We start from the raw sequence: 16,657 nt of genomic DNA on the forward strand, positions 1-16,657 counted from the left end.
GTTCTATGGCTGCGCCATTTGCTTTGGCCTCGGGCGAACCCCGGCGGACGTTCGTCCGCTGCTGCGGTTTCCGCGCGACAAGGCGGCGCTTACGAAATTGTCGACGCCGTCGATATATCCGTCGATCGACGTGCCGCGTTTGCGGTATTTGGCGCGTTTGACGTACCAGTCCTGCAGCAGCGGCTTGATCAACGACGCCGTAAGCCCGACATGTTCGACCGTGAAGGCGCCGCTGGCGACGCCTTGCCGGAGCACGTCGGCGATGATCTTCTCGGTGGTGGCTTCCATGTCGATCGCGCGCTGGCGTTCCGCCGGCGGGAAGGACTTCGCTTCCATGAAAGCGAACACGAACCAGGGTTGCATCGCCTCGCTCATGCGGATGTGAGTCGCGATGATCCAGCCGAGGTGCTTGTTGGCGTCATTCCTGACGTCGTCGGGAGGCGCCGTCAGAACCTCGGTCGCCGTTGCCGCGACCTCGCCGAGGATCATCGAGAGCAGCCTGGGCTTGCTGTCGATATAGGTATAGAGGCCGCCCATGCTGAGGCCGGACGCTTCCGCAAGCTGGCGCAGCGTGGTGGCGTGGAAGCCCTGCTTGTTGGAGAGCGCGAGGGTGGCGTCGATGATGCGTGTCAAATTTGCGATGGCGAGCCGCGGCTTCCGCACGCGAATGGAGTCGCGATGACGTTCCAGAATGCGCGTGCACAGCGCTTCTGTCGAGAACGCATTCGTCCAAGGTCGTCGGCGCGCGAGGTTCACGCTGCCTCCCCTTATGTCTTCCCGGACCTTTGGCGTTGTTGTTGACCCAGGCGTGGGCTTTGCACCCTTATCGTTATTCCTAGCGCAGAGAGTGGCAGTCCGGAAAGGGGGCATGCCAGAATTTTCCGAGAGAGCGCTCGCTCGCTTTTTCCGGCCGATAAAATCACCCTGACCGATTTGACGTGGCCAGTTGCGCCGAATACTTTTCTTGCGAACTCGAAAAAGCGCGTAAACGCAAGAGTCTGGCGGCGGCCAAGGCTGGCGTGTACGCGGATGACGGATTGCGGGAGGAACGAACATGTCGAACGACATCGGAGCCACCATCGCGAAAGCGCGCGAGCATTCGATCGGCGATCTCCTGCGCCGATCGGCGGCCCGCGAGCCGAGCAAGCTCGCGGTGAGCTGCGGCAGCGTGAGCTGGACCTTCGCGGAGATGGACACGGTCTGCAACCGGCTCGGCCGCGGCCTGCTCGGGCTTGACGTGAAGAAGGGCGATCGCGTTGCCGTGCTGTCGCGCAATTCCCACGCCTTTGCTGCGCTGCGCTTTGCCGTGGCGCGGATCGGTGCGGTACTGGTGCCGATCAACTTCATGCTTAACCCGGACGAGATCAATTTCATCCTCAAGAGCTCCGGCGCCAAGCTGCTGGCCACGGGCCCTGATTTCGTCGAGCCGGCCCGCGCCGCTTCAGCCAAGGATTGCGCGGTCGAAAAAATGATCTGGCTGCCGGGTGAGGATCCCGCCACGGCGCCTGCAGACCTCGCCACCTTCGACGGTCTGCTTCATGCTGACGGCTCGGGCCTCGAGGCCTCCGTCGATAGTCGCGATCTCGCGCAGATCGTCTACACCAGTGGCACCGAATCCCTGCCCAAGGGCGCGATGCTGACCCATGAAGCGGTGATGTGGCAGTATGTCAGCTGTATCATCGACGGCGGCATGAGCATGGACGACAAGTTCTTACACGCCCTGCCGCTCTATCACTGCGCCCAGCTCGACGTGTTCTTGGGTCCGCAAATCTATCTCGGCGCCTCCGGCGTCATCACGGGCAAGCCGACCGCCGACAACATCCTGGCGCTGATCCAGGCACACAAGATCACATCGTTCTTCGCGCCGCCGACGATCTGGATCGCGATGCTGCGCTCGCCGAACTTCGACAAGACCGATTTGTCGACGCTGCAAAAGGGCTATTACGGCGCCTCGATCATGCCGGTGGAGGTGCTGCTTGAGCTCCAGCGCCGCCTGCCCGCGGTAAAATTCTGGAATTTCTATGGCCAGACCGAGATCGCGCCGCTCGCGACCGTGCTGCGGCCGGAGGACCAGTTGCGCAAGGCCGGCTCGGCCGGCAAGCCCGTGCTCAATGTCGAGACGCGGGTGGTCAACACGTCGATGGAGGACGTCAAGGTTGGCGAGGTCGGCGAGATCGTGCACCGCTCGCCGCATTTGCTGTCGGGCTATTACAATGATCCCGCGAAGACCGCGGCGGCGTTTACCGGTGGCTGGTTTCACTCCGGCGATCTCGCCACCGTCGATGAAGAGGGCCACATCACGGTGGTCGATCGCGTCAAGGACATGATCAAGACCGGCGGCGAGAACGTCGCCAGCCGCGAGGTCGAGGAGATGATCTATCGTATTCCCGCGGTCTCCGAGGTTGCCGTCGTCGGCCTGCCTGATCCACGTTGGATCGAGGCGGTCACGGCCATCGTGGTGGTCAAGAGTGGGGAGACGCTGGATGAGGACAGCGTCATCCAGCATTGCGCCGGCCAGATGGCGCCTTTCAAGGTGCCGAAGCGCGTGATTTTCGTGGATAGCCTGCCGAAGAACCCGAGCGGCAAGCTGCTCAAGCGCGAGCTGCGCCAGCGCTTCGTCGGGGGCGAGACGCTCGACAAGGCGATCCAGAAGAACTTTGGGACGTGAGGCGTTTCTTTTCGGAGAAGAGGACGCCGGCTCAATACTTCTTCACGTGCGCGCCGAAGGCCAGCCACAGCGCCGTCGATGCAAGGCCGAAACCGCCGAGCAGCAAAAACGTCGGGCCGTAGCCGATCCATTGCGCGATCCAGCCGCCGAGCGCGGGGCTCAGGCTCGCACCGACGCCTTGCACGGTGATGACGGCACCTTGGCCGAGATTGATGCGACCGGTGCCGTCCAGCGAGCGCGCGACCATGCCGGGAACGGCGACCGTCTGTAATCCGGTGCCCATCCCGTCCAATATCTGCATCGGGACCACGCCCCACCATCCCGTCACGAAGAACGCAAGCACGCCCCGGACGGGTAAGAACAAGAAGGAGACCAGGATCACCGGCCAGTAGTTGCGCTTTCCCGCGACCTGCATGGCAACCAGCGACGTCACGACCATGACGCCCTGCGCGATGACGACGGTGGTCGCGACGAAGCTCGGACCGTTGGCCTGACGTTCGGCCACCGCTGCAAGGCCATAGAGCGGGACGATGGCTGCATTGCCGAGATGGAAGATGGCAAGCGCGAGCGCCAGCACGAGGAGTGGCTTGTGCTTGAGGAGGACGGATATGGCATCCGGCGGATTCTTGCTCTCATCCTCCTTGCTGCCGCGGGCCTGACGATCGTCGATCGCCTTGGCGGGAATCATCAGCACGCAGGCGATCGCGATGGCACCGAACACGGCCGCCAGCACGAACACGGCGACGTAGCCGAAGGTGTAGCCGAGATAGCCCGACAGCGCCGCGCCGACCATGTTGCCGGCATGGTTGAAGGCCTGGTTGCGCCCGTTCAGCGCATTGAAACCCTTTTGCTTGGCCATGCCGAGCGTGATGCCAGTCACCGCCGGCACGATCGCAGCGCTCGCCAGCGATTGCGCGACTTGCGAAAACGTCACCGCCCAGAAATTCTGCGAGATCAGGATGATGGCGGAGGCAAGGACCACAAAGATTCCGGGAATGACCACCCACAGCCGCTTGTTGTGGCTGGAATCGATGAAGCCGCCGATCGGCGTCGTCACCAGCATGCCTGCGACATTGCCGATCGTCAGCGCAGTGCCGATCAAGCCGGTGGTCCAGCCGCGCTCTTGCAGGAAGACGCCGACGAATGGGCCGATGCCGGACTGCATGTCCGCCATGAAGAAATTGACGGCGAACAGCGGCCAGATGCGCGAGGGACGCGATGTCATCGAAACGCTGAACGTGATGCTGCCGATCGCATGAGGTCTCGCGCAGGTGGAAATGGCCGACTGTTTGTGCCGGAGCGGTCCGAAAAGTAACATGCGCTAACCGCGTTGGTTCCTCCGGACTTGCAATTGGAGGGACGCGACGTCACCTCATCGGCGTCCACTCTCGTTCCGGATCACGCCATGCCCCTTTGGACCTGCGAAACCTGCGGTGCGCAATTTCCGGACACCGGAAATCCGCCCGCGTCCTGCCCCATCTGCGAAGATGAGCGGCAATATGTGAACTGGAAAGGCCAGGCCTTCCTCACGCGGGATGCGCTGGCAGAGCGTCACCGCCTCGTCTGGCGCGACGATCTCGGCCTGACCGGCATCGCGCTCGAGCCGAGCTTTGCGATCGGCCAGCGCGCGCTGCTTGTCCCCGATGGCGGAGGGTACGTGATGTGGGACTGCATTCCGCTGGCAACGCCGGAGGCGGTCGCCCATGTCAAATCGCTCGGCGGCCTGACAGGGATCGCGATCTCGCACCCACATTATTATGGTGCGCTTGCGGACTGGAGCGAAGCGTTCGGCGGGGTGCCGGTCTATCTGCACGCTGACGACCGGCAATGGGTGACACGGCCGCATCCGTCGATCGTGCACTGGACCGGCGATCAGCATCGCATCTCGGACGATGTGCTGCTGTTGCAGACCGGCGGCCATTTCGGCGGTGCCACCATGTTGCATGATGCGCGCGGCGCCGATGGCAAGGGCGCACTTCTGACCGGCGATATCGCGCAGGTGACGATGGATCGCCGATTCGTCAGCTTCATGTATTCTTATCCCAATTACATGCCGCTCAACGCCGCCGCGGTACGGCGGATTGCGGCTGCGGTCGCGCCTCTCGCGTTCGACCGCATCTACGGCGCCTGGTGGGGTCGCAACATCGCCAGCGGCGCCAAGGCCGCCTTCTCGGCATCGGTCGAGCGGTACATTGCTGCCATCGCCTGAGCCGGCCGGAATGCCATTGCCTATCGCTATTAACTGTACTATAAGTATAGATATTCGGCGCGACGCAACGATGCGTTTGCTGGTCCGGCACGATCAATGCTTCGTGGCTTTGGCTGGCGCGTTTTGTCGCCGTGCGAGCGGGAATCGGACGCATGACCGGGCGGCGCGACTACGAGATCTTTGAGGCCGGCAATTTCGTGCTTCAGTCCGGCGCTGTCTTCCCCGCGATGAACCTCGCCTACAAGACTTATGGCGCGCTGAATTCGGCCAAAGACAACGTCATTCTCTATCCGACCTCATTCAGCGCGCAGCATTTCGACACCGAGTGGTTGATCGGGTCCGATGGCGTGCTCGATCCCACCAGCTATTTCATCATCATCCCGAACCTGTTCGGCAACGGTCTGTCGTCGTCGCCATCGAACTCCGGCAACGAACCATTCCCGCAGCTCACCTATCACGACGCCGTCGCGGTCCAGCATCGGCTGCTGACCGAGCGCTTCGGCATCACAAAGCTGGCGCTGGTCTATGGCTGGTCGATGGGAGGCATGCAGGCGTATCACTGGGCCGCGCTTCACCCCGACATGGTCGAACGAGCAGCGGTCGTCTGCGGCAGCGCGCGATGCGCGCCCTACAATTACGTGTTCCTGGAAGCCGTGAAGGCTGCGCTGTCAGGCGATCCCGCCTTCCGCGACGGCCGCTTTGTCGAAAGGCCCGTTGCCGGCTATCGCGCCATGGGGCGCGTCTATGCCGGCTGGGCCATGTCTCACGGCTTCTATCGCGACGAGCTCTGGCGCGAGGCCGGCTTCACTTCGCTCGAGGACTATCTCGTCCGCGCCTGGGACGCGACCTTCGCCCGGCGCGATGCCAACGATCTGCTGGCGCAGATCGGTATCTGGCAGACTGGCGATATCAGCCGGTGCGCTGCCTTCGGCGGCGATTTAGATCGCGCGCTCGGGGCGATCAAGGCGCACATGCTGCTGATGCCGGGCGCCACTGACCGTTACTTCGACGTGCGCGACAATGAGGACGAGCTCGGCCGCCTCGTTAATGCAAAATCAGCCGTGCTGCATCCGATCCCGTCGCTGCACGGCCATCGCGCCGGCAATCCCGTCAACAATCCGCGCGACCGGGCCTTCCTGAAGGCCGAGATCGCAGAGCTTCTCAACACGTAACGCAGGTCCCTGATCATGACTGACGCGACCGTTTCCGTTTCAGAACCGGGCCACCGCCTGAAGCCGCTGACGCCGGCGATGCTGCGCCAATTGTCGGTTCGCTCCGATCTCAAGGGCGCGGTGCGCAGCCTCTGCCACTACGCAATGGTCGTGCTGGTCGGATCGTTGATCTGGAAGGTCAGCTCGCGCTATGGCGTCCTCTGGGCGTTGCCGCTGATGGTGATACAGGGCTATTTTGTCGCCTTCCTGTTCATGGCGCTGCACGAGACCGCGCACAAGACCGCGTTCAGGAGCCGCGGCCTCAACCTCGCGGTCGGCTATCTCTCGGCCTTCATCATCGGGCAGCCTTACGAATATTACTGCCTGTTCCATTGGGACCATCATCGCTACACCCAGGATCCCGAGAAGGACCCGGAGCTGATCGTCGGCGTGAAGCCGAAATCCGACACCCAGGTCGCGCTTGCCTATAGCGGTCTGCTCCAGGTTGCCGGGCGGCTGCGGCTGATGCTCGGTCATGCCGTCACCGGCAAGGTCACGGTACCCTGGATCCCCGAGAACAAGCGCGCCGTCATCGTGGCCGAAGCGCGCGTCTATGCCGCCCTTTATGTCCTGCTGTTCGCGCTCTCTGTGTGGTTCTCCTCGACCCTGCTGCTCAAGGTCTGGATCGCTCCGCTGGTCATCGGGCAATTCTTCCTGCGGCCCTATCTGCTGGCCGAGCACACCGGCTGCGAGCGCACCCGCAGCGCCTTCCAGAACACCCGCACCACCTACACCGGCGCGATCGTCAAATGGATTGCGTGGAACATGCCCTACCATGTCGAGCACCACGCCTACCCGTCGATTCCGTTTCACGCATTGCCGAAGCTCAACGCGATCGTCGACGGCGAGATCGTCTATCGCGGCAACGGCTATATCAGGACGACACTTGAGACTTGGGCGTGGTTTCGAAGGCAGCTGAAGGGCGCTTGAACCTAGCGCAGAACTCCGGTCGCAGCGCGACCGGAGCTTTGTCGTGAATGCACGCTATCAGTAGACGGTATAGCCGCAGACATTCACGACGCGGACACGCAGGCCGTGACGGGTCTGGAGGACGCGCTCCTGGTAGCAATTGTCGATGCCGGTGTTGACGTAGAGGCCGCCATAGCCAAAGCCCCAACCGGGACCCCAGTGGTGGTGGAAGCCGTGAGCAGACGCCGCGGTCGGCAAGAGAGCGGCGGCGCCGAGCGAGCCGGCGGCGATCAGACCAAGTGCAAGCTTACGAAACATTCTCATTCTCCGGTGTGGCGCGAGGCCTTTGTTATGTCCCTGCTTCTCGGTCGAGCCGAAGCGTGATTGCGTTCACACGGCGAGGTGAGAATCGTGTTTCAGAATGATTTCGTCGGGCGCGGCGAAACCCGCCGCGGTCAGGCTTTCCGCGCCGCGCGATAGCGCGCGGCCATCGCCCGCGTCATCTCGGCCATCTTCTCGCGGAGATCGGCGGGCTCCAGCACTTCGGCTTCGGCGCCGAGCCGCAACAATTCCGCGGCGGCATGCCATGATGTCTTGCCCGTCGGGACTCTGGCGATACGCCAGCCGTCCGCATCAGCGGCCTCTTCAATCTGCGTGCGCGCCCTGACGTAAGGCTGGCTCAGCGCGTCGAGCAGTTTTACGCCGAATGGCGAGAGCCGCACGACCGCGACGTTCGGGTGCATCTCGGCCTCTAACCGCAGCGTCGCATCCCGCCAGTAGGCCGCGAGGTCGAAATCGGCAGGGCGATCGAAGCTGTCGTCGAGTGCCGTGCAGTCAAGCACGCGCGCGACGCGATAGGTACGCACGCTGCCATCGACTTGACCTGCGAGATACCAGCTGCCACCCTTGAGCACGAGACCGAGCGGGGCAACACGGCGCTGCTTCTCCGAGCGCCAGCTCTGGTAGCGAATCCTGATCAATGTTCCGCGCAAAGCGGCGCCGGCAATGGTGCGCAGATGCGTTGGCTCCTCCGTTTCGCCAAACCAGCCCGGCGCGTCCAGATGAAAGCGCTCCTGCATCCGGCCGGCGTCTTCACGCAGATTCGCCGGCAGCGCCGCCATCAGCTTGTTCTGTGCAGCGATCATCGCGGCATCCAGCCCCAGCGCCGCCGCCGGGCCCGGGAGCCCTGCGAGGAAGAGCGCGCCCGCTTCGCTCTGAGACAGCCCGTTCAGCCTTACGCGATAGCCATCGAGCAGGCGGTAGCCACCCTCCGCACCGCGGTCGGCATAGACAGGGACGCCGGACGCCGCGAGTGCGTCGATGTCGCGATAGATCGTACGCACCGAAACTTCGCAGGCCTCTGCGAGCTCGGGTGCGGTGACCTGCCCCTTGGCCTGGAGGGTGGTGAGGATCGACAGCATCCGGCTCGCGCGCATGCTTCCTTAAACCATACCTGACAAAGGATGTCAGGTATGGTCGGTTAGAGATGCGCCATCGCAAGCCGACCCGAGGGAGACCTGCCATGACCGACCCGAATCGCATCACGCTGTATTATTCGCCGCAGAGCCGGGCCACCGGCACACGGGTGCTGCTGGAGGAACTGGGGGCGCCCTACGATCTCCATACCCTCAACATGAAGGCGGGCGAGCAGCGGCAACCGGCCTATCTCGCCATCAATCCGCTCGGCAAGGTGCCGGCAATCCATCACCACGGGGAGCTCGTGACCGAGCAGGTCGCGATCACCATCTATCTCGCCGATCTCTTCCCCGAGGCGGGGTTGACGCCCACCCTGAATGATCCGCTGCGCGGTCCGTACCTGCGCTGGATCGCCTATTATGGCGCTTCGTTCGAGCCGGCCCTGATCGACAAGTTCATGCGACGCGAGCCAGCCCCGATCACACAGTCGCCTTATGCCGACTACGACACCATGCTGGGGGCGCTCGAGACGCAATTGTCGAAGGGGCCGTATCTGCTCGGCGAGCGGATGACCGCCGCCGATGTCCTGTGGGGTGTCGCGTTCAGCTGGACCATGATGTTCGGCATCGTGCCGAAGAAGGACGTCTTCGTTCGCTATGCCGAGCGCATCACCTCGCGACCGGCGTTCCAGCGTATCAGCGCGGCGGACGATGAGATGGCTGCGCAGCATGCCAAGGCTGTGGGAGCCTAGCAGACACCTCACTCCGTGTCGTCCCGGGCTCGCGCTTCGCGCGCCCCGGGACGACCACCGAGCATGAGGCGCGCCCTCGGACGCCCTGCCTCCTCAAAACCTCGGTGCCCGCTTCTCGGCGAACGCCTTGATACCTTCCTTGATCTCGTCGCCGCGCATGCTGTCGCGATGGCGCTGCTCTGCGGCCGCCTCGTCCAGTTCGCCGCGAGCGAATTCATTGATGGCGCGCTTCATGCCGCGCATCGCATTCGGTGCGTTGCCGGCGAGGATGTTGGCGAGCTTGTCGACTTCCTCGTCCAGAAACTCGACCGCCACCATGGCGGTGAGGTAGCCGATCCGCAGCATTTCCGGCGCAGTAATCTTTTGCGCGGTGAGGAACAGCTTCTTGGCATTGTCGACGCCGAGCCGGGTCACGTAGCGTTTGATGCCGCTGCTGTAGTAATGCAGCCCGAGCCGGGCCGCCGGCATGAACATCTCGGCGGTGTCGACGCCGATACGGAAATCGCAGGCGAGCGCGAGATCGGTCGAGCCGCCATACACGCCGCCATTGAGTCGGCAGATCGTCGGCACGCCCAGATCCTCGAGCCGGTTGACCACGACTTCGAAGGCCGAGCCCGCGCTCTGCTGCTCGTTGGCGCTGACCGCGCGCTCGGCGACCGAGTTGAGATCGTAGCCGGCCGAGAAGGCGCGTCCCGTGCCGGTCAGCACCAGGACGCGGATATCGGGATCGGCCTCGATCCGGTCGAACAAGTGGACGAGCTCGCCAAGGTCTTCGGCCTGGAGCCGGTTGAGATGCTTGGGCCGGTTGAGGCGGATGGTCGCACGGGCCCCGTCGATTTCGAGCAGGGGGCTAGAAGCCGCGTCGGCTGTCTCCGACATTCTTGTCTCCACTACCTGTTTTCGAGCGCGCGCCGTTTGGCTTCGGCGTCGATGGTCTCGGCCAGATCGGGGTGCCGGGCCATCAGCACGCGGAAGTCGACGAGGTCGAGCACGAGCAGCCGCGACACTTTCGTGGTCGAAACGTTGGCGCCGCGCATGTTGTTGCCGAGCAGCGCCATCTCGCCGAAGAAGGCGCCTTCCCCGAGCTGGACCTTCTTGCCGGGCAGGTCGACCTCGACTTCGCCGGCGGCGATGAAATACATGCAGTCGCCCTGCGTACCCTTGCGGATGATCATGGTGCGCGCCGGCAGCTCCATCGTGCGCAGCATGTGGGTGACGTCGGCGATGGCCGCAGGTCCCAGCGCCGCGAAGAACGGCACCTTGCTGACGGATTCCCAGGTCTTGAGGAAATTGTCACGGCGGGTCTCCGCTGCGAACCCGGTCGCCAGGATACCGGTCCAAAGGCCGAACACGCCGAGGCCGGAGATCATCACCAGCGCCGCCACCATGCGGCCGAGCGGCGTGACCGGCACGACGTCGCCATAGCCTGTCGTGGTCAGCGTGACGACCGCCCACCACAGAGCGGCGGGGACGCTGCCGAATGTTTGCGGTTGCACGTCCCGCTCCAGGAAATACTCCGCGACGGAAGCGAGAAAGACCACCATCAGGAAAATCACGAGCACGCTGAGCAGCGGTCCCGATTCCAGCACGAGCACGCGGCGGAGCTGGCGCAGGCCAGGAATCCCCGGCACGACCTTCAACACCCACAGCACGCTCAGCAGCCAAGCCGTCTTGGGCTCGGCGCCGAGGATCAGTGCGATCGGTACGGCCAGTGCCCCGACGGTGTCGACCAGCCCGGCGGAGGAGGACATATAAAGTCCCAGCCGCCCTTGCCGTCTCATATGGCGCAGCCGGACCAGCCATTCGAACACGAAATAGGCGAGGCTGGCCCACAGCAGGAGATCGACCCAGTGGTGTGCCGTTTCATAGGCCGGGTTGAGCGTCAGCAGCACCATGCTGAGCACGCCGACGGTCACGGCCACATAGGCCGCTTTGGTCATGTTGCGGCCGGCGGTCGCGGCCACGAACTGGGCCAGGGCGGGAAACATCGGCTTCAACATGAGGGATGACGGCTCGGTCTGGCTCTTGCGGTCCCCGGGGCTGGGACTTCAGCGCCAAAGTGCCCGTCCGCACGAGGGCCGTCAACGACAGGCGCCGGCCCTCGATGCGGGTGGCTAATCCGGGCAGGTCAGCCGTCACTTGAAATGGGGTGGCTCGTCATAGCCGCGGCGGCTGCTCAAGAACAGCAGCATCATCAAGCCGATGCCGACCACAAGGGAGAACCCCGCTCCGAGCGCCAGGGCCACATAGCCTTCCGTCGGGATCGGGTCGCCGCCGATCGACATGGCCGAATAGGCGAAGTAGCCAACCGCAACCAGCATTCCCAGCAAGACGATGAGAAGGAGCATACGCATGGCGCGTTCTCCGGTTGTGTCCCTAACCAACGGTTGCTTTGGGAGACGGTTCCGCTCGAGACCGGCCCGCGATTGGCCGGGAAAAACCAGCGCCGGAGTCCCCCCGGGCGCGATCGATAGGTCAGGCACTCTGAGCTGTCTTCACCGCCACGACATTGGTGTCGTCATGAGGGGGAGGGAGGGCCTGTCGGGGGGCCTTCTCGAGCTCGCCGGCATGGCGCTTCAGGTAGTCGCGGCGCATACCGATCTCGTCGCGGACAAATTCGTAACCGAGCTTGAAAGTATCGAGCCCGTCGGTACTGATCGTGCCGTCGCGCAGGCCGATGACCGCGCCGCGCAAGATGCTCTCAAGCTCGTCCTGGAGGCATTCGAGCTCATCCGGTGAATGGGCGTGTTCGATGCGTTCGCCGATGTCGAGGATGGCGGTGGAGAGCTCACTTGCCTTTTCCGGCGCGATGCGGGTGATCTTGGCGTAGATTGCGGCGAAGATCGAGCCGATGACGCTGAGCGCGGCGGCGCCCAGATACATCATGTCGCTGTATTTATCCATGAACGACTTGGTGTCGTCGTTGATGTAGTCGGCCGCGCCCTGATGCGCCATCACGTAGGCGTCCTTCTCGACGGACGCCGGCTCAATGTGGGTCGCAAAGCCGTTGTCGAGCCCGAGCGCGGACTTGTTCTCGTAGACGATGCGCGCGATGTCGCCGGCGGTGGTACCCGACATTTTGGATTGAGCGACCAGGAGCCATTCGAGCCCGATCGTATCGAGATCGTCGTCGGGAATCTCGGGAGATGCCGACAGCGTGCCGGCCGTCAGCGTCTCGTCGGAAATGCCGGGGAATTTGCGCGCCAGCGCCTTGGCCTCATCGATCGCATTCAGCGTGAAGCCGCCGCGCTTGGCGACCTGCTCATAGGCCTTCTCGCGCACGGCCTTGGAGGCGTGGACGATTGCGATCACCGCGCTGAAGCCGCTGGCGGGCGCGAACAGCTTGTCCAGGGTCATGCCTTGCGGCGCCATCTGGATCTTGGCGGCGTCGGGGCTGTCGGGCGCGATATCGAGTAGGTTGCGGACGAAGGCGAGCGAGGATTCGCTGTCGGCGCGAACCGCGACCTTTTTCTTCTTCAGCTCGGCCAGCGACTTGATCTTCTTATTGCCGGGACCGAGCAGAAGCACGAAATCGTGCTCCAGCAGCGCCAGAGTGCGCGCCCGCGCCGGCACCTTGGCGTCGGTGCGCAGGATGGCGAGATCGGCCTGCCTGCGGTCGAATTGCGCGATTGCCTTGGCGTTGTCGGGATTGTTGACGATCTTGATCCGGAAACGCGAGCCGCTGTTCTTCAGCAGCGTGGCGAGCTTGTTCGCGAACAGGGCTTCGTCGCCGTCGGGCCCGCCAACAGCAAAGGTCAGCGTCTCCGAATTGTGCAACCAGGCGCGGCCCGCCCAGACGGTCGCCAGCGACAGCAGCAGGGTGAGCACGACATACAGCAGCACCTGCTGCTGATTGGTCTTGATCACTTTGGGACGCCGTGGCGGCGGGGGTTCGGTCGACGAGGTCGGGCCTTCAGCACTCATGGCAGCACCTGGCCTTATTCCTTGAATGGCGGGCGGCCGAATCATCGCCGGCAGCCTGCGCAAAAATTTCGTAAGCGTTTAAAAAAGAACGATAATCCTCTACTCCAGGATGATAGCGCTCCAGTTGCGGAAAGCAAATTCCGCGCCGGAGGTAACCTTACTCGGGGCGGCCTCTGGTCTTGTTGATCCTATCACCGTTTAGCCACACTTAGCGATTTTCCGGTTCCCCTGGCTGCATTCCGGCGCAGGAAATGTCATAAATCGCCGGTCCCGATGGATTTGACGGGACCAAGAAGAAGTTGCGCTGAACGCTCCATTTTTTTCTTTTCGAGTCAACGAGGGCGTCAGCTTTGTCGTTTCCACCTCTGTCATCGGCGGTTCCGGTCGAAGCGCTCATTGGCTGGATGTTGCTGCTTACCTTCAAGCACATCATCGCCGATTTCGTCCTGCAAACGGCGTGGATGGCGCACGGCAAGGACCAGAAGCACGGCTGGGCTTTGCCGCTCCTGGTGCATTGCCTGATTCACTTTGCGGTTGTGTTGCCATTGATCCTGATCGTGGCGCCAAAATTCTGGTTCGTGGCGCTGATCGATTTCGTCATCCACATCACCATCGATCGTGCCAAGGGATTCGTGTCGGCCAATTTCGGCGTCAACCAGGAGCACCCCTGGTTCTGGACCCTGATCGGCGTCGACCAGGCGCTGCACCATCTGACCGGCTTCGGCCTCTCCATCTTCATGGCGGCGAACTGAGCTTGGACCTCCGTTCGGAGGACCCCGCCGGCGGCGGGGATCTTGAAGGACTGCCGCAAGGCCACCGCCGACGCCGTCAACCCGGTAGGGCTGCGCTCTGATTCGCGGCATAAGAGCATGGACACCGGGTGACTACCGCCCAGGGTGGTTAACCTTTCATTAGAGAATTGCGCGGCATCTTCCGGACACGAGGGAGAACTGCAATGTTTTCAAGCCGCGACGCTTTTGAAAGCGATTTCTGCCCGGTTCGTGACGAGCTTCTTGGCGAGATGTACCGCGCCAATGCAAGCGGTCTGCCGAGGCTGGTTGAGAGTGTTTCCCCTGACGTCCGCGCCAGGCTGGCGCTGTTTTGCTATCGCCGCAGCCATCTGCACTCGTTGGCCGTCGCGATCGCGAGCAGCTGTAGCGAGCGCGACCTGATCGAGAACGGTGGCCGTGTCGGCTCGACGCTCTACGCGTTGTCGCGCGAAGGCTCGGCCAAATCATCGCCCTCGCTGTCGGGAAGCCGCAAGCCGATCACGTTGTCGACCAAGCCGCTCTCGGTGCTCGCACCGCTGGACGACGAAATCGACGACGAGATCAGCGAAGCCGTTCCCGCCTAAGCGGTCTCTATCACAGGCAGCCCGAACTTCCGCCGCGCCATCGCGCATTCGGCATCTCCAGGCATGCAGGTGCGGCACACCTCCGGCCGCACCGCATAGATGCCGCACGTGGTCGCCTTGCCGATATCTCCCTGCAACGCCGAACAGCGATCGCCCTCGCAGCGCATGCCGGACTGACGCGCGTTGACGAGGCCCGAAGGGATCAACGCAAGCTCCTCGTCGCTCTCGATCGAGAAGCGCGGCCAGTTTTGCGAATAGCCGCAGCAGGCGCCGCAGCTCTGGCAGCAGCTCGATTGATCGATCTCTTCCATCGGCATCATGTGTCTTTCGGCGGTCCCCAGACCAGGCTCTGCCGCCATTTCGCGCGCAGCACGTCGCGCCTTTCAGGATATCGCTCGTCGAGATAGGTCGCCTCCACGACGCGGTCGGTGCGGAAGCTGCGGAAGTCTCCGCGTAGCTCGCACCACGCGGCGAGCAGACGCACGGCTTCGAGATAGCCGACCGAGATCGGCCAGATCATGCGCTCGCTGGGACGACCCTGTTCGTCGCGATAGCGCAGCATGATCTTCTTGCCTTCGTGGATCTGCGTGCGCGTACGCGCCATGTCCAGACGGTCAGGCTCCCTGTTCCAGCTCGGCCGCGCCCGGCTCGCCGGCTCCAGCACGAAGGGCCGCAGCCGCTCGGGCACAGTGTCGGCGATCTTGGCCATCAAATCTTCGGCCGCGCGCGCCAGCGTGGAATCGGCATGGCCCGCGACCCATTGCGCGCCCAGCACCGCCGCCTCGATCTCGTCCGGCGTCAGCATCAAGGGCGGCAGGTCGAATCCTTTTTCCAGGATGTAGCCCATGCCGGCTTCGCCGCGGATCGGCACGCGCTGGCCTATCAGCGTTGCGATGTCGCGATAGATGGTGCGCTTCGAGGTCTCGAGCTCGGCTGCAATTGCGTCCGCGGTCAGCGGCTTACGGGTGCGCCTCAGCACCTGGATGATCTGAAACAGCCGGTCGGCACGTCTCATGACAATTCTCTCATCGAACGGCGGATCAGAAATCGGCGCGCGGCTGCTGACAGGATGTTGGCAGCAGGGGAGTTCTATACCGGGACAACACATCGACTGAAGAGGGTTTGTTCATGATCACTCCGATCCATCTTGGCCTGGCTGGCCCGCTCTGGCGAGCGCAAGCCTCGTTGCATGCCAGAGTCTTCGGCCGCTTCATGTTTCTCGAACTCACTGCCGTCGACCTCCGCCTCGCGATCGCAACCGTGGTGACACGTTCGTTGATCCAGGCTGCGGACGCGCTCGTCCGCCATGTGATGGGCCGCGCCTGGCGGGGGGCCCGTTTCGCAGAAGATATCACGGCTGCTGCCACCATGGTGGCAGCAGCCCGGCACTAGGTTCCGTCAACTCTTTCGGCAGGTTCAGGAGAGCTCACATGATCACGCTTTACGGCTTTGGCACCGGCTTCGGCCTGCCGGAAATCAGCCCCTTCGTCACCAAGACCGAGGTGCAGCTCAAGATGGCGGGGCTGCCCTACCGGAAGGAGCGGGCGATGCCGCCGGCCTCACCCAAGGGGCAGCTGCCCTTTATCGACGATGGCGGCGAGGCCGTGGCCGATTCGACCTTCATCCGCGCCCATATCGAGCGCCGCTACGGCTTCGACTTCGATGCCGGCCTCTCGTTGCAGGAGCGTGCACAGGCCTGGGCCTTCGAGCGCATGATCGAGCATCACGTCTACTGGGCGCTGATCGGCGCCCGCTGGGTTGATCCAGTCAATTTCGCCAAGGGACCTGCGCATTTCTTCGACGGTGCGCCGGAGCACAATCGGGAGAAACTGCGCGAGGATGCCCAGTTCCGCGTCGCCGAGAACTATCTGCTCTCCGGCCTCGGCCGCCACGCCCCCGATGATGATGTCGATCTCGCAGTGCGTTCGCTGTTCGCACTGTCGGTGCAGCTTGGTGACAAATCCTATCTGATGGGCAACAAGCCCAGCGGTGTCGACGCGACTGCGTTCGGCGTTCTCGCTGGCATTTTGACACCGTTCTTCGAGTCCAACCTGCGCGACCGCGCGGAAGGGTTTCCGAACCTCACCGCCTTTGTCGACCGGATGATGGACACCTACTATCCGGAGTTCGCCTGGACGCCGCTGCGCCAGGCGGCGTGAGGCAAGCGCGCCGGACGTATAAAAGAAAAGAGCCGGCCTGATGGGCCGGCTCTCGT

At 63.4% G+C, this 16,657-nt stretch carries 19 protein-coding genes; 9 read left to right on the forward strand and 10 right to left on the reverse strand.

Going from position 1 to position 16,657, the window contains the following annotated elements; all coding sequences use genetic code 11:
• Nucleotides 1–3: 3 nt before the first annotated feature.
• A complete protein-coding gene (locus XH80_RS14690) occupies nucleotides 4–756 on the reverse strand; it encodes a TetR/AcrR family transcriptional regulator (protein WP_271599170.1) in 753 nt (250 codons plus the stop codon).
• 298 nt (nucleotides 757–1,054) lie between these two features.
• Between XH80_RS14690 and XH80_RS14695 the strand changes: the two genes are divergently transcribed.
• Nucleotides 1,055–2,668, forward strand: a complete 1,614-nt coding sequence (locus tag XH80_RS14695; protein ID WP_271599171.1) for an acyl-CoA synthetase — start codon at nucleotides 1,055–1,057, stop codon at nucleotides 2,666–2,668.
• Nucleotides 2,669–2,699: 31 nt separating this feature from the next.
• On the opposite strand, the gene XH80_RS14700 is transcribed toward XH80_RS14695, so the two are convergent.
• Nucleotides 2,700–3,893, reverse strand: a complete 1,194-nt coding sequence (locus tag XH80_RS14700) for an MFS transporter (RefSeq protein ID WP_271599172.1) — start codon at nucleotides 3,891–3,893, stop codon at nucleotides 2,700–2,702.
• A 180-nt stretch (nucleotides 3,894–4,073) separates the two neighbouring features.
• On the opposite strand from XH80_RS14700, the gene XH80_RS14705 reads away from it, so the two are divergent.
• The 3 genes from XH80_RS14705 to XH80_RS14715 all read left to right on the forward strand — a co-directional run bounded on the left by XH80_RS14705 (nucleotide 4,074) and on the right by XH80_RS14715 (nucleotide 7,018).
• Complete coding sequence (locus tag XH80_RS14705) at nucleotides 4,074–4,877, forward strand: MBL fold metallo-hydrolase (RefSeq protein WP_271599173.1); 804 nt, start codon at nucleotides 4,074–4,076, stop codon at nucleotides 4,875–4,877.
• Between the two features lie 152 nt (nucleotides 4,878–5,029).
• Nucleotides 5,030–6,049, forward strand: coding sequence for an alpha/beta fold hydrolase (locus tag XH80_RS14710; protein WP_271599174.1), 1,020 nt, complete (start codon nucleotides 5,030–5,032; stop codon nucleotides 6,047–6,049).
• 15 nt (nucleotides 6,050–6,064) lie between these two features.
• The gene (locus XH80_RS14715; protein WP_271599175.1) at nucleotides 6,065–7,018 is read left to right on the forward strand and encodes a fatty acid desaturase; all 954 of its coding nucleotides are present in this window, start codon (nucleotides 6,065–6,067) and stop codon (nucleotides 7,016–7,018) included.
• Nucleotides 7,019–7,075: 57 nt separating this feature from the next.
• On the opposite strand, the gene XH80_RS14720 is transcribed toward XH80_RS14715, so the two are convergent.
• Together XH80_RS14720 and XH80_RS14725 are read right to left on the reverse strand one after the other, a co-directional pair.
• Nucleotides 7,076–7,315 carry a hypothetical protein gene (locus XH80_RS14720; RefSeq protein WP_271599176.1) on the reverse strand — a complete coding sequence of 80 codons (240 nt, stop codon included), beginning with the start codon at nucleotides 7,313–7,315 and terminating at the stop codon, nucleotides 7,076–7,078.
• 137 nt (nucleotides 7,316–7,452) lie between these two features.
• Nucleotides 7,453–8,433, reverse strand: a complete 981-nt coding sequence (locus tag XH80_RS14725; RefSeq protein ID WP_271599177.1) for a helix-turn-helix transcriptional regulator — start codon at nucleotides 8,431–8,433, stop codon at nucleotides 7,453–7,455.
• Nucleotides 8,434–8,519: 86 nt separating this feature from the next.
• Between XH80_RS14725 and XH80_RS14730 the strand changes: the two genes are divergently transcribed.
• Nucleotides 8,520–9,164, forward strand: coding sequence for a glutathione S-transferase family protein (locus XH80_RS14730; RefSeq protein ID WP_271599178.1), 645 nt, complete (start codon nucleotides 8,520–8,522; stop codon nucleotides 9,162–9,164).
• 93 nt (nucleotides 9,165–9,257) lie between these two features.
• On the opposite strand, the gene XH80_RS14735 is transcribed toward XH80_RS14730, so the two are convergent.
• From XH80_RS14735 to XH80_RS14750, 4 genes are all read right to left on the reverse strand, one after another.
• On the reverse strand, nucleotides 9,258–10,043 hold the full coding sequence (locus XH80_RS14735) for an enoyl-CoA hydratase/isomerase family protein (RefSeq protein WP_271599179.1): 786 nt from the start codon (nucleotides 10,041–10,043) through the stop codon (nucleotides 9,258–9,260).
• A gap of 11 nt (nucleotides 10,044–10,054) precedes the next feature.
• Nucleotides 10,055–11,164 (reverse strand): cyclic nucleotide-gated ion channel, encoded by a 1,110-nt coding sequence (locus tag XH80_RS14740; RefSeq protein WP_057746353.1) that lies wholly within the window; start codon nucleotides 11,162–11,164, stop codon nucleotides 10,055–10,057.
• 135 nt (nucleotides 11,165–11,299) lie between these two features.
• Nucleotides 11,300–11,518 carry a hypothetical protein gene (locus XH80_RS14745; RefSeq protein WP_271599180.1) on the reverse strand — a complete coding sequence of 73 codons (219 nt, stop codon included), beginning with the start codon at nucleotides 11,516–11,518 and terminating at the stop codon, nucleotides 11,300–11,302.
• A gap of 121 nt (nucleotides 11,519–11,639) precedes the next feature.
• The gene (locus tag XH80_RS14750; protein ID WP_271599181.1) at nucleotides 11,640–13,088 is read right to left on the reverse strand and encodes a TAXI family TRAP transporter solute-binding subunit; all 1,449 of its coding nucleotides are present in this window, start codon (nucleotides 13,086–13,088) and stop codon (nucleotides 11,640–11,642) included.
• A 404-nt stretch (nucleotides 13,089–13,492) separates the two neighbouring features.
• Here XH80_RS14750 and XH80_RS14755 point away from each other — a divergent pair, with 404 nt between their 5' ends.
• On the forward strand, nucleotides 13,493–13,840 hold the full coding sequence (locus XH80_RS14755; protein WP_271599190.1) for a DUF3307 domain-containing protein: 348 nt from the start codon (nucleotides 13,493–13,495) through the stop codon (nucleotides 13,838–13,840).
• Between the two features lie 203 nt (nucleotides 13,841–14,043).
• The gene (locus XH80_RS14760) at nucleotides 14,044–14,442 is read left to right on the forward strand and encodes a hypothetical protein (protein ID WP_271599182.1); all 399 of its coding nucleotides are present in this window, start codon (nucleotides 14,044–14,046) and stop codon (nucleotides 14,440–14,442) included.
• On the opposite strand, the gene XH80_RS14765 is transcribed toward XH80_RS14760, so the two are convergent.
• Both XH80_RS14765 and XH80_RS14770 read right to left on the reverse strand, forming a co-directional pair.
• The gene (locus XH80_RS14765) at nucleotides 14,439–14,753 is read right to left on the reverse strand and encodes a YkgJ family cysteine cluster protein (protein ID WP_271599191.1); all 315 of its coding nucleotides are present in this window, start codon (nucleotides 14,751–14,753) and stop codon (nucleotides 14,439–14,441) included. The two genes, XH80_RS14760 and XH80_RS14765, sit on opposite strands and share 4 nt — an antisense overlap.
• A gap of 5 nt (nucleotides 14,754–14,758) precedes the next feature.
• A complete protein-coding gene (locus tag XH80_RS14770; RefSeq protein WP_057746364.1) occupies nucleotides 14,759–15,457 on the reverse strand; it encodes a helix-turn-helix transcriptional regulator in 699 nt (232 codons plus the stop codon).
• 113 nt (nucleotides 15,458–15,570) lie between these two features.
• On the opposite strand from XH80_RS14770, the gene XH80_RS14775 reads away from it, so the two are divergent.
• Together XH80_RS14775 and XH80_RS14780 are read left to right on the forward strand one after the other, a co-directional pair.
• Nucleotides 15,571–15,834 carry a hypothetical protein gene (locus XH80_RS14775; protein ID WP_220006057.1) on the forward strand — a complete coding sequence of 88 codons (264 nt, stop codon included), beginning with the start codon at nucleotides 15,571–15,573 and terminating at the stop codon, nucleotides 15,832–15,834.
• 38 nt (nucleotides 15,835–15,872) lie between these two features.
• Complete coding sequence (locus XH80_RS14780) at nucleotides 15,873–16,601, forward strand: glutathione S-transferase family protein (RefSeq protein WP_271599183.1); 729 nt, start codon at nucleotides 15,873–15,875, stop codon at nucleotides 16,599–16,601.
• Nucleotides 16,602–16,657 lie beyond the last annotated feature (56 nt).

Source organism: Bradyrhizobium sp. CCBAU 45384 (genome assembly GCF_028128665.1).
GTDB lineage: Bacteria > Pseudomonadota > Alphaproteobacteria > Rhizobiales > Xanthobacteraceae > Bradyrhizobium > Bradyrhizobium manausense.

Excerpts from the sequence above, each read along its gene's own strand:
- XH80_RS14755 (WP_271599190.1), top strand. The coding sequence starts at position 13,493 with ATGTTGCTGCTTACCTTCAAGCACATCATCGCCGATTTCGTCCTGCAA.
- XH80_RS14765 (WP_271599191.1), bottom strand. The coding sequence starts at position 14,753 with ATGGAAGAGATCGATCAATCGAGCTGCTGCCAGAGCTGCGGCGCCTGC.
- XH80_RS14735 (WP_271599179.1), bottom strand. The coding sequence starts at position 10,043 with ATGTCGGAGACAGCCGACGCGGCTTCTAGCCCCCTGCTCGAAATCGAC.
- XH80_RS14710 (WP_271599174.1), top strand. The coding sequence starts at position 5,030 with ATGACCGGGCGGCGCGACTACGAGATCTTTGAGGCCGGCAATTTCGTG.
- XH80_RS14715 (WP_271599175.1), top strand. The coding sequence starts at position 6,065 with ATGACTGACGCGACCGTTTCCGTTTCAGAACCGGGCCACCGCCTGAAG.
- XH80_RS14725 (WP_271599177.1), bottom strand. The coding sequence starts at position 8,433 with ATGCGCGCGAGCCGGATGCTGTCGATCCTCACCACCCTCCAGGCCAAG.
- XH80_RS14780 (WP_271599183.1), top strand. The coding sequence starts at position 15,873 with ATGATCACGCTTTACGGCTTTGGCACCGGCTTCGGCCTGCCGGAAATC.
- XH80_RS14705 (WP_271599173.1), top strand. The coding sequence starts at position 4,074 with ATGCCCCTTTGGACCTGCGAAACCTGCGGTGCGCAATTTCCGGACACC.
- XH80_RS14740 (WP_057746353.1), bottom strand. The coding sequence starts at position 11,164 with ATGTTGAAGCCGATGTTTCCCGCCCTGGCCCAGTTCGTGGCCGCGACC.
- XH80_RS14770 (WP_057746364.1), bottom strand. The coding sequence starts at position 15,457 with ATGAGACGTGCCGACCGGCTGTTTCAGATCATCCAGGTGCTGAGGCGC.
- XH80_RS14745 (WP_271599180.1), bottom strand. The coding sequence starts at position 11,518 with ATGCGTATGCTCCTTCTCATCGTCTTGCTGGGAATGCTGGTTGCGGTT.
- XH80_RS14775 (WP_220006057.1), top strand. The coding sequence starts at position 15,571 with ATGATCACTCCGATCCATCTTGGCCTGGCTGGCCCGCTCTGGCGAGCG.
- XH80_RS14730 (WP_271599178.1), top strand. The coding sequence starts at position 8,520 with ATGACCGACCCGAATCGCATCACGCTGTATTATTCGCCGCAGAGCCGG.
- XH80_RS14750 (WP_271599181.1), bottom strand. The coding sequence starts at position 13,088 with ATGAGTGCTGAAGGCCCGACCTCGTCGACCGAACCCCCGCCGCCACGG.
- XH80_RS14760 (WP_271599182.1), top strand. The coding sequence starts at position 14,044 with ATGTTTTCAAGCCGCGACGCTTTTGAAAGCGATTTCTGCCCGGTTCGT.
- XH80_RS14700 (WP_271599172.1), bottom strand. The coding sequence starts at position 3,893 with ATGACATCGCGTCCCTCGCGCATCTGGCCGCTGTTCGCCGTCAATTTC.
- XH80_RS14695 (WP_271599171.1), top strand. The coding sequence starts at position 1,055 with ATGTCGAACGACATCGGAGCCACCATCGCGAAAGCGCGCGAGCATTCG.
- XH80_RS14720 (WP_271599176.1), bottom strand. The coding sequence starts at position 7,315 with ATGTTTCGTAAGCTTGCACTTGGTCTGATCGCCGCCGGCTCGCTCGGC.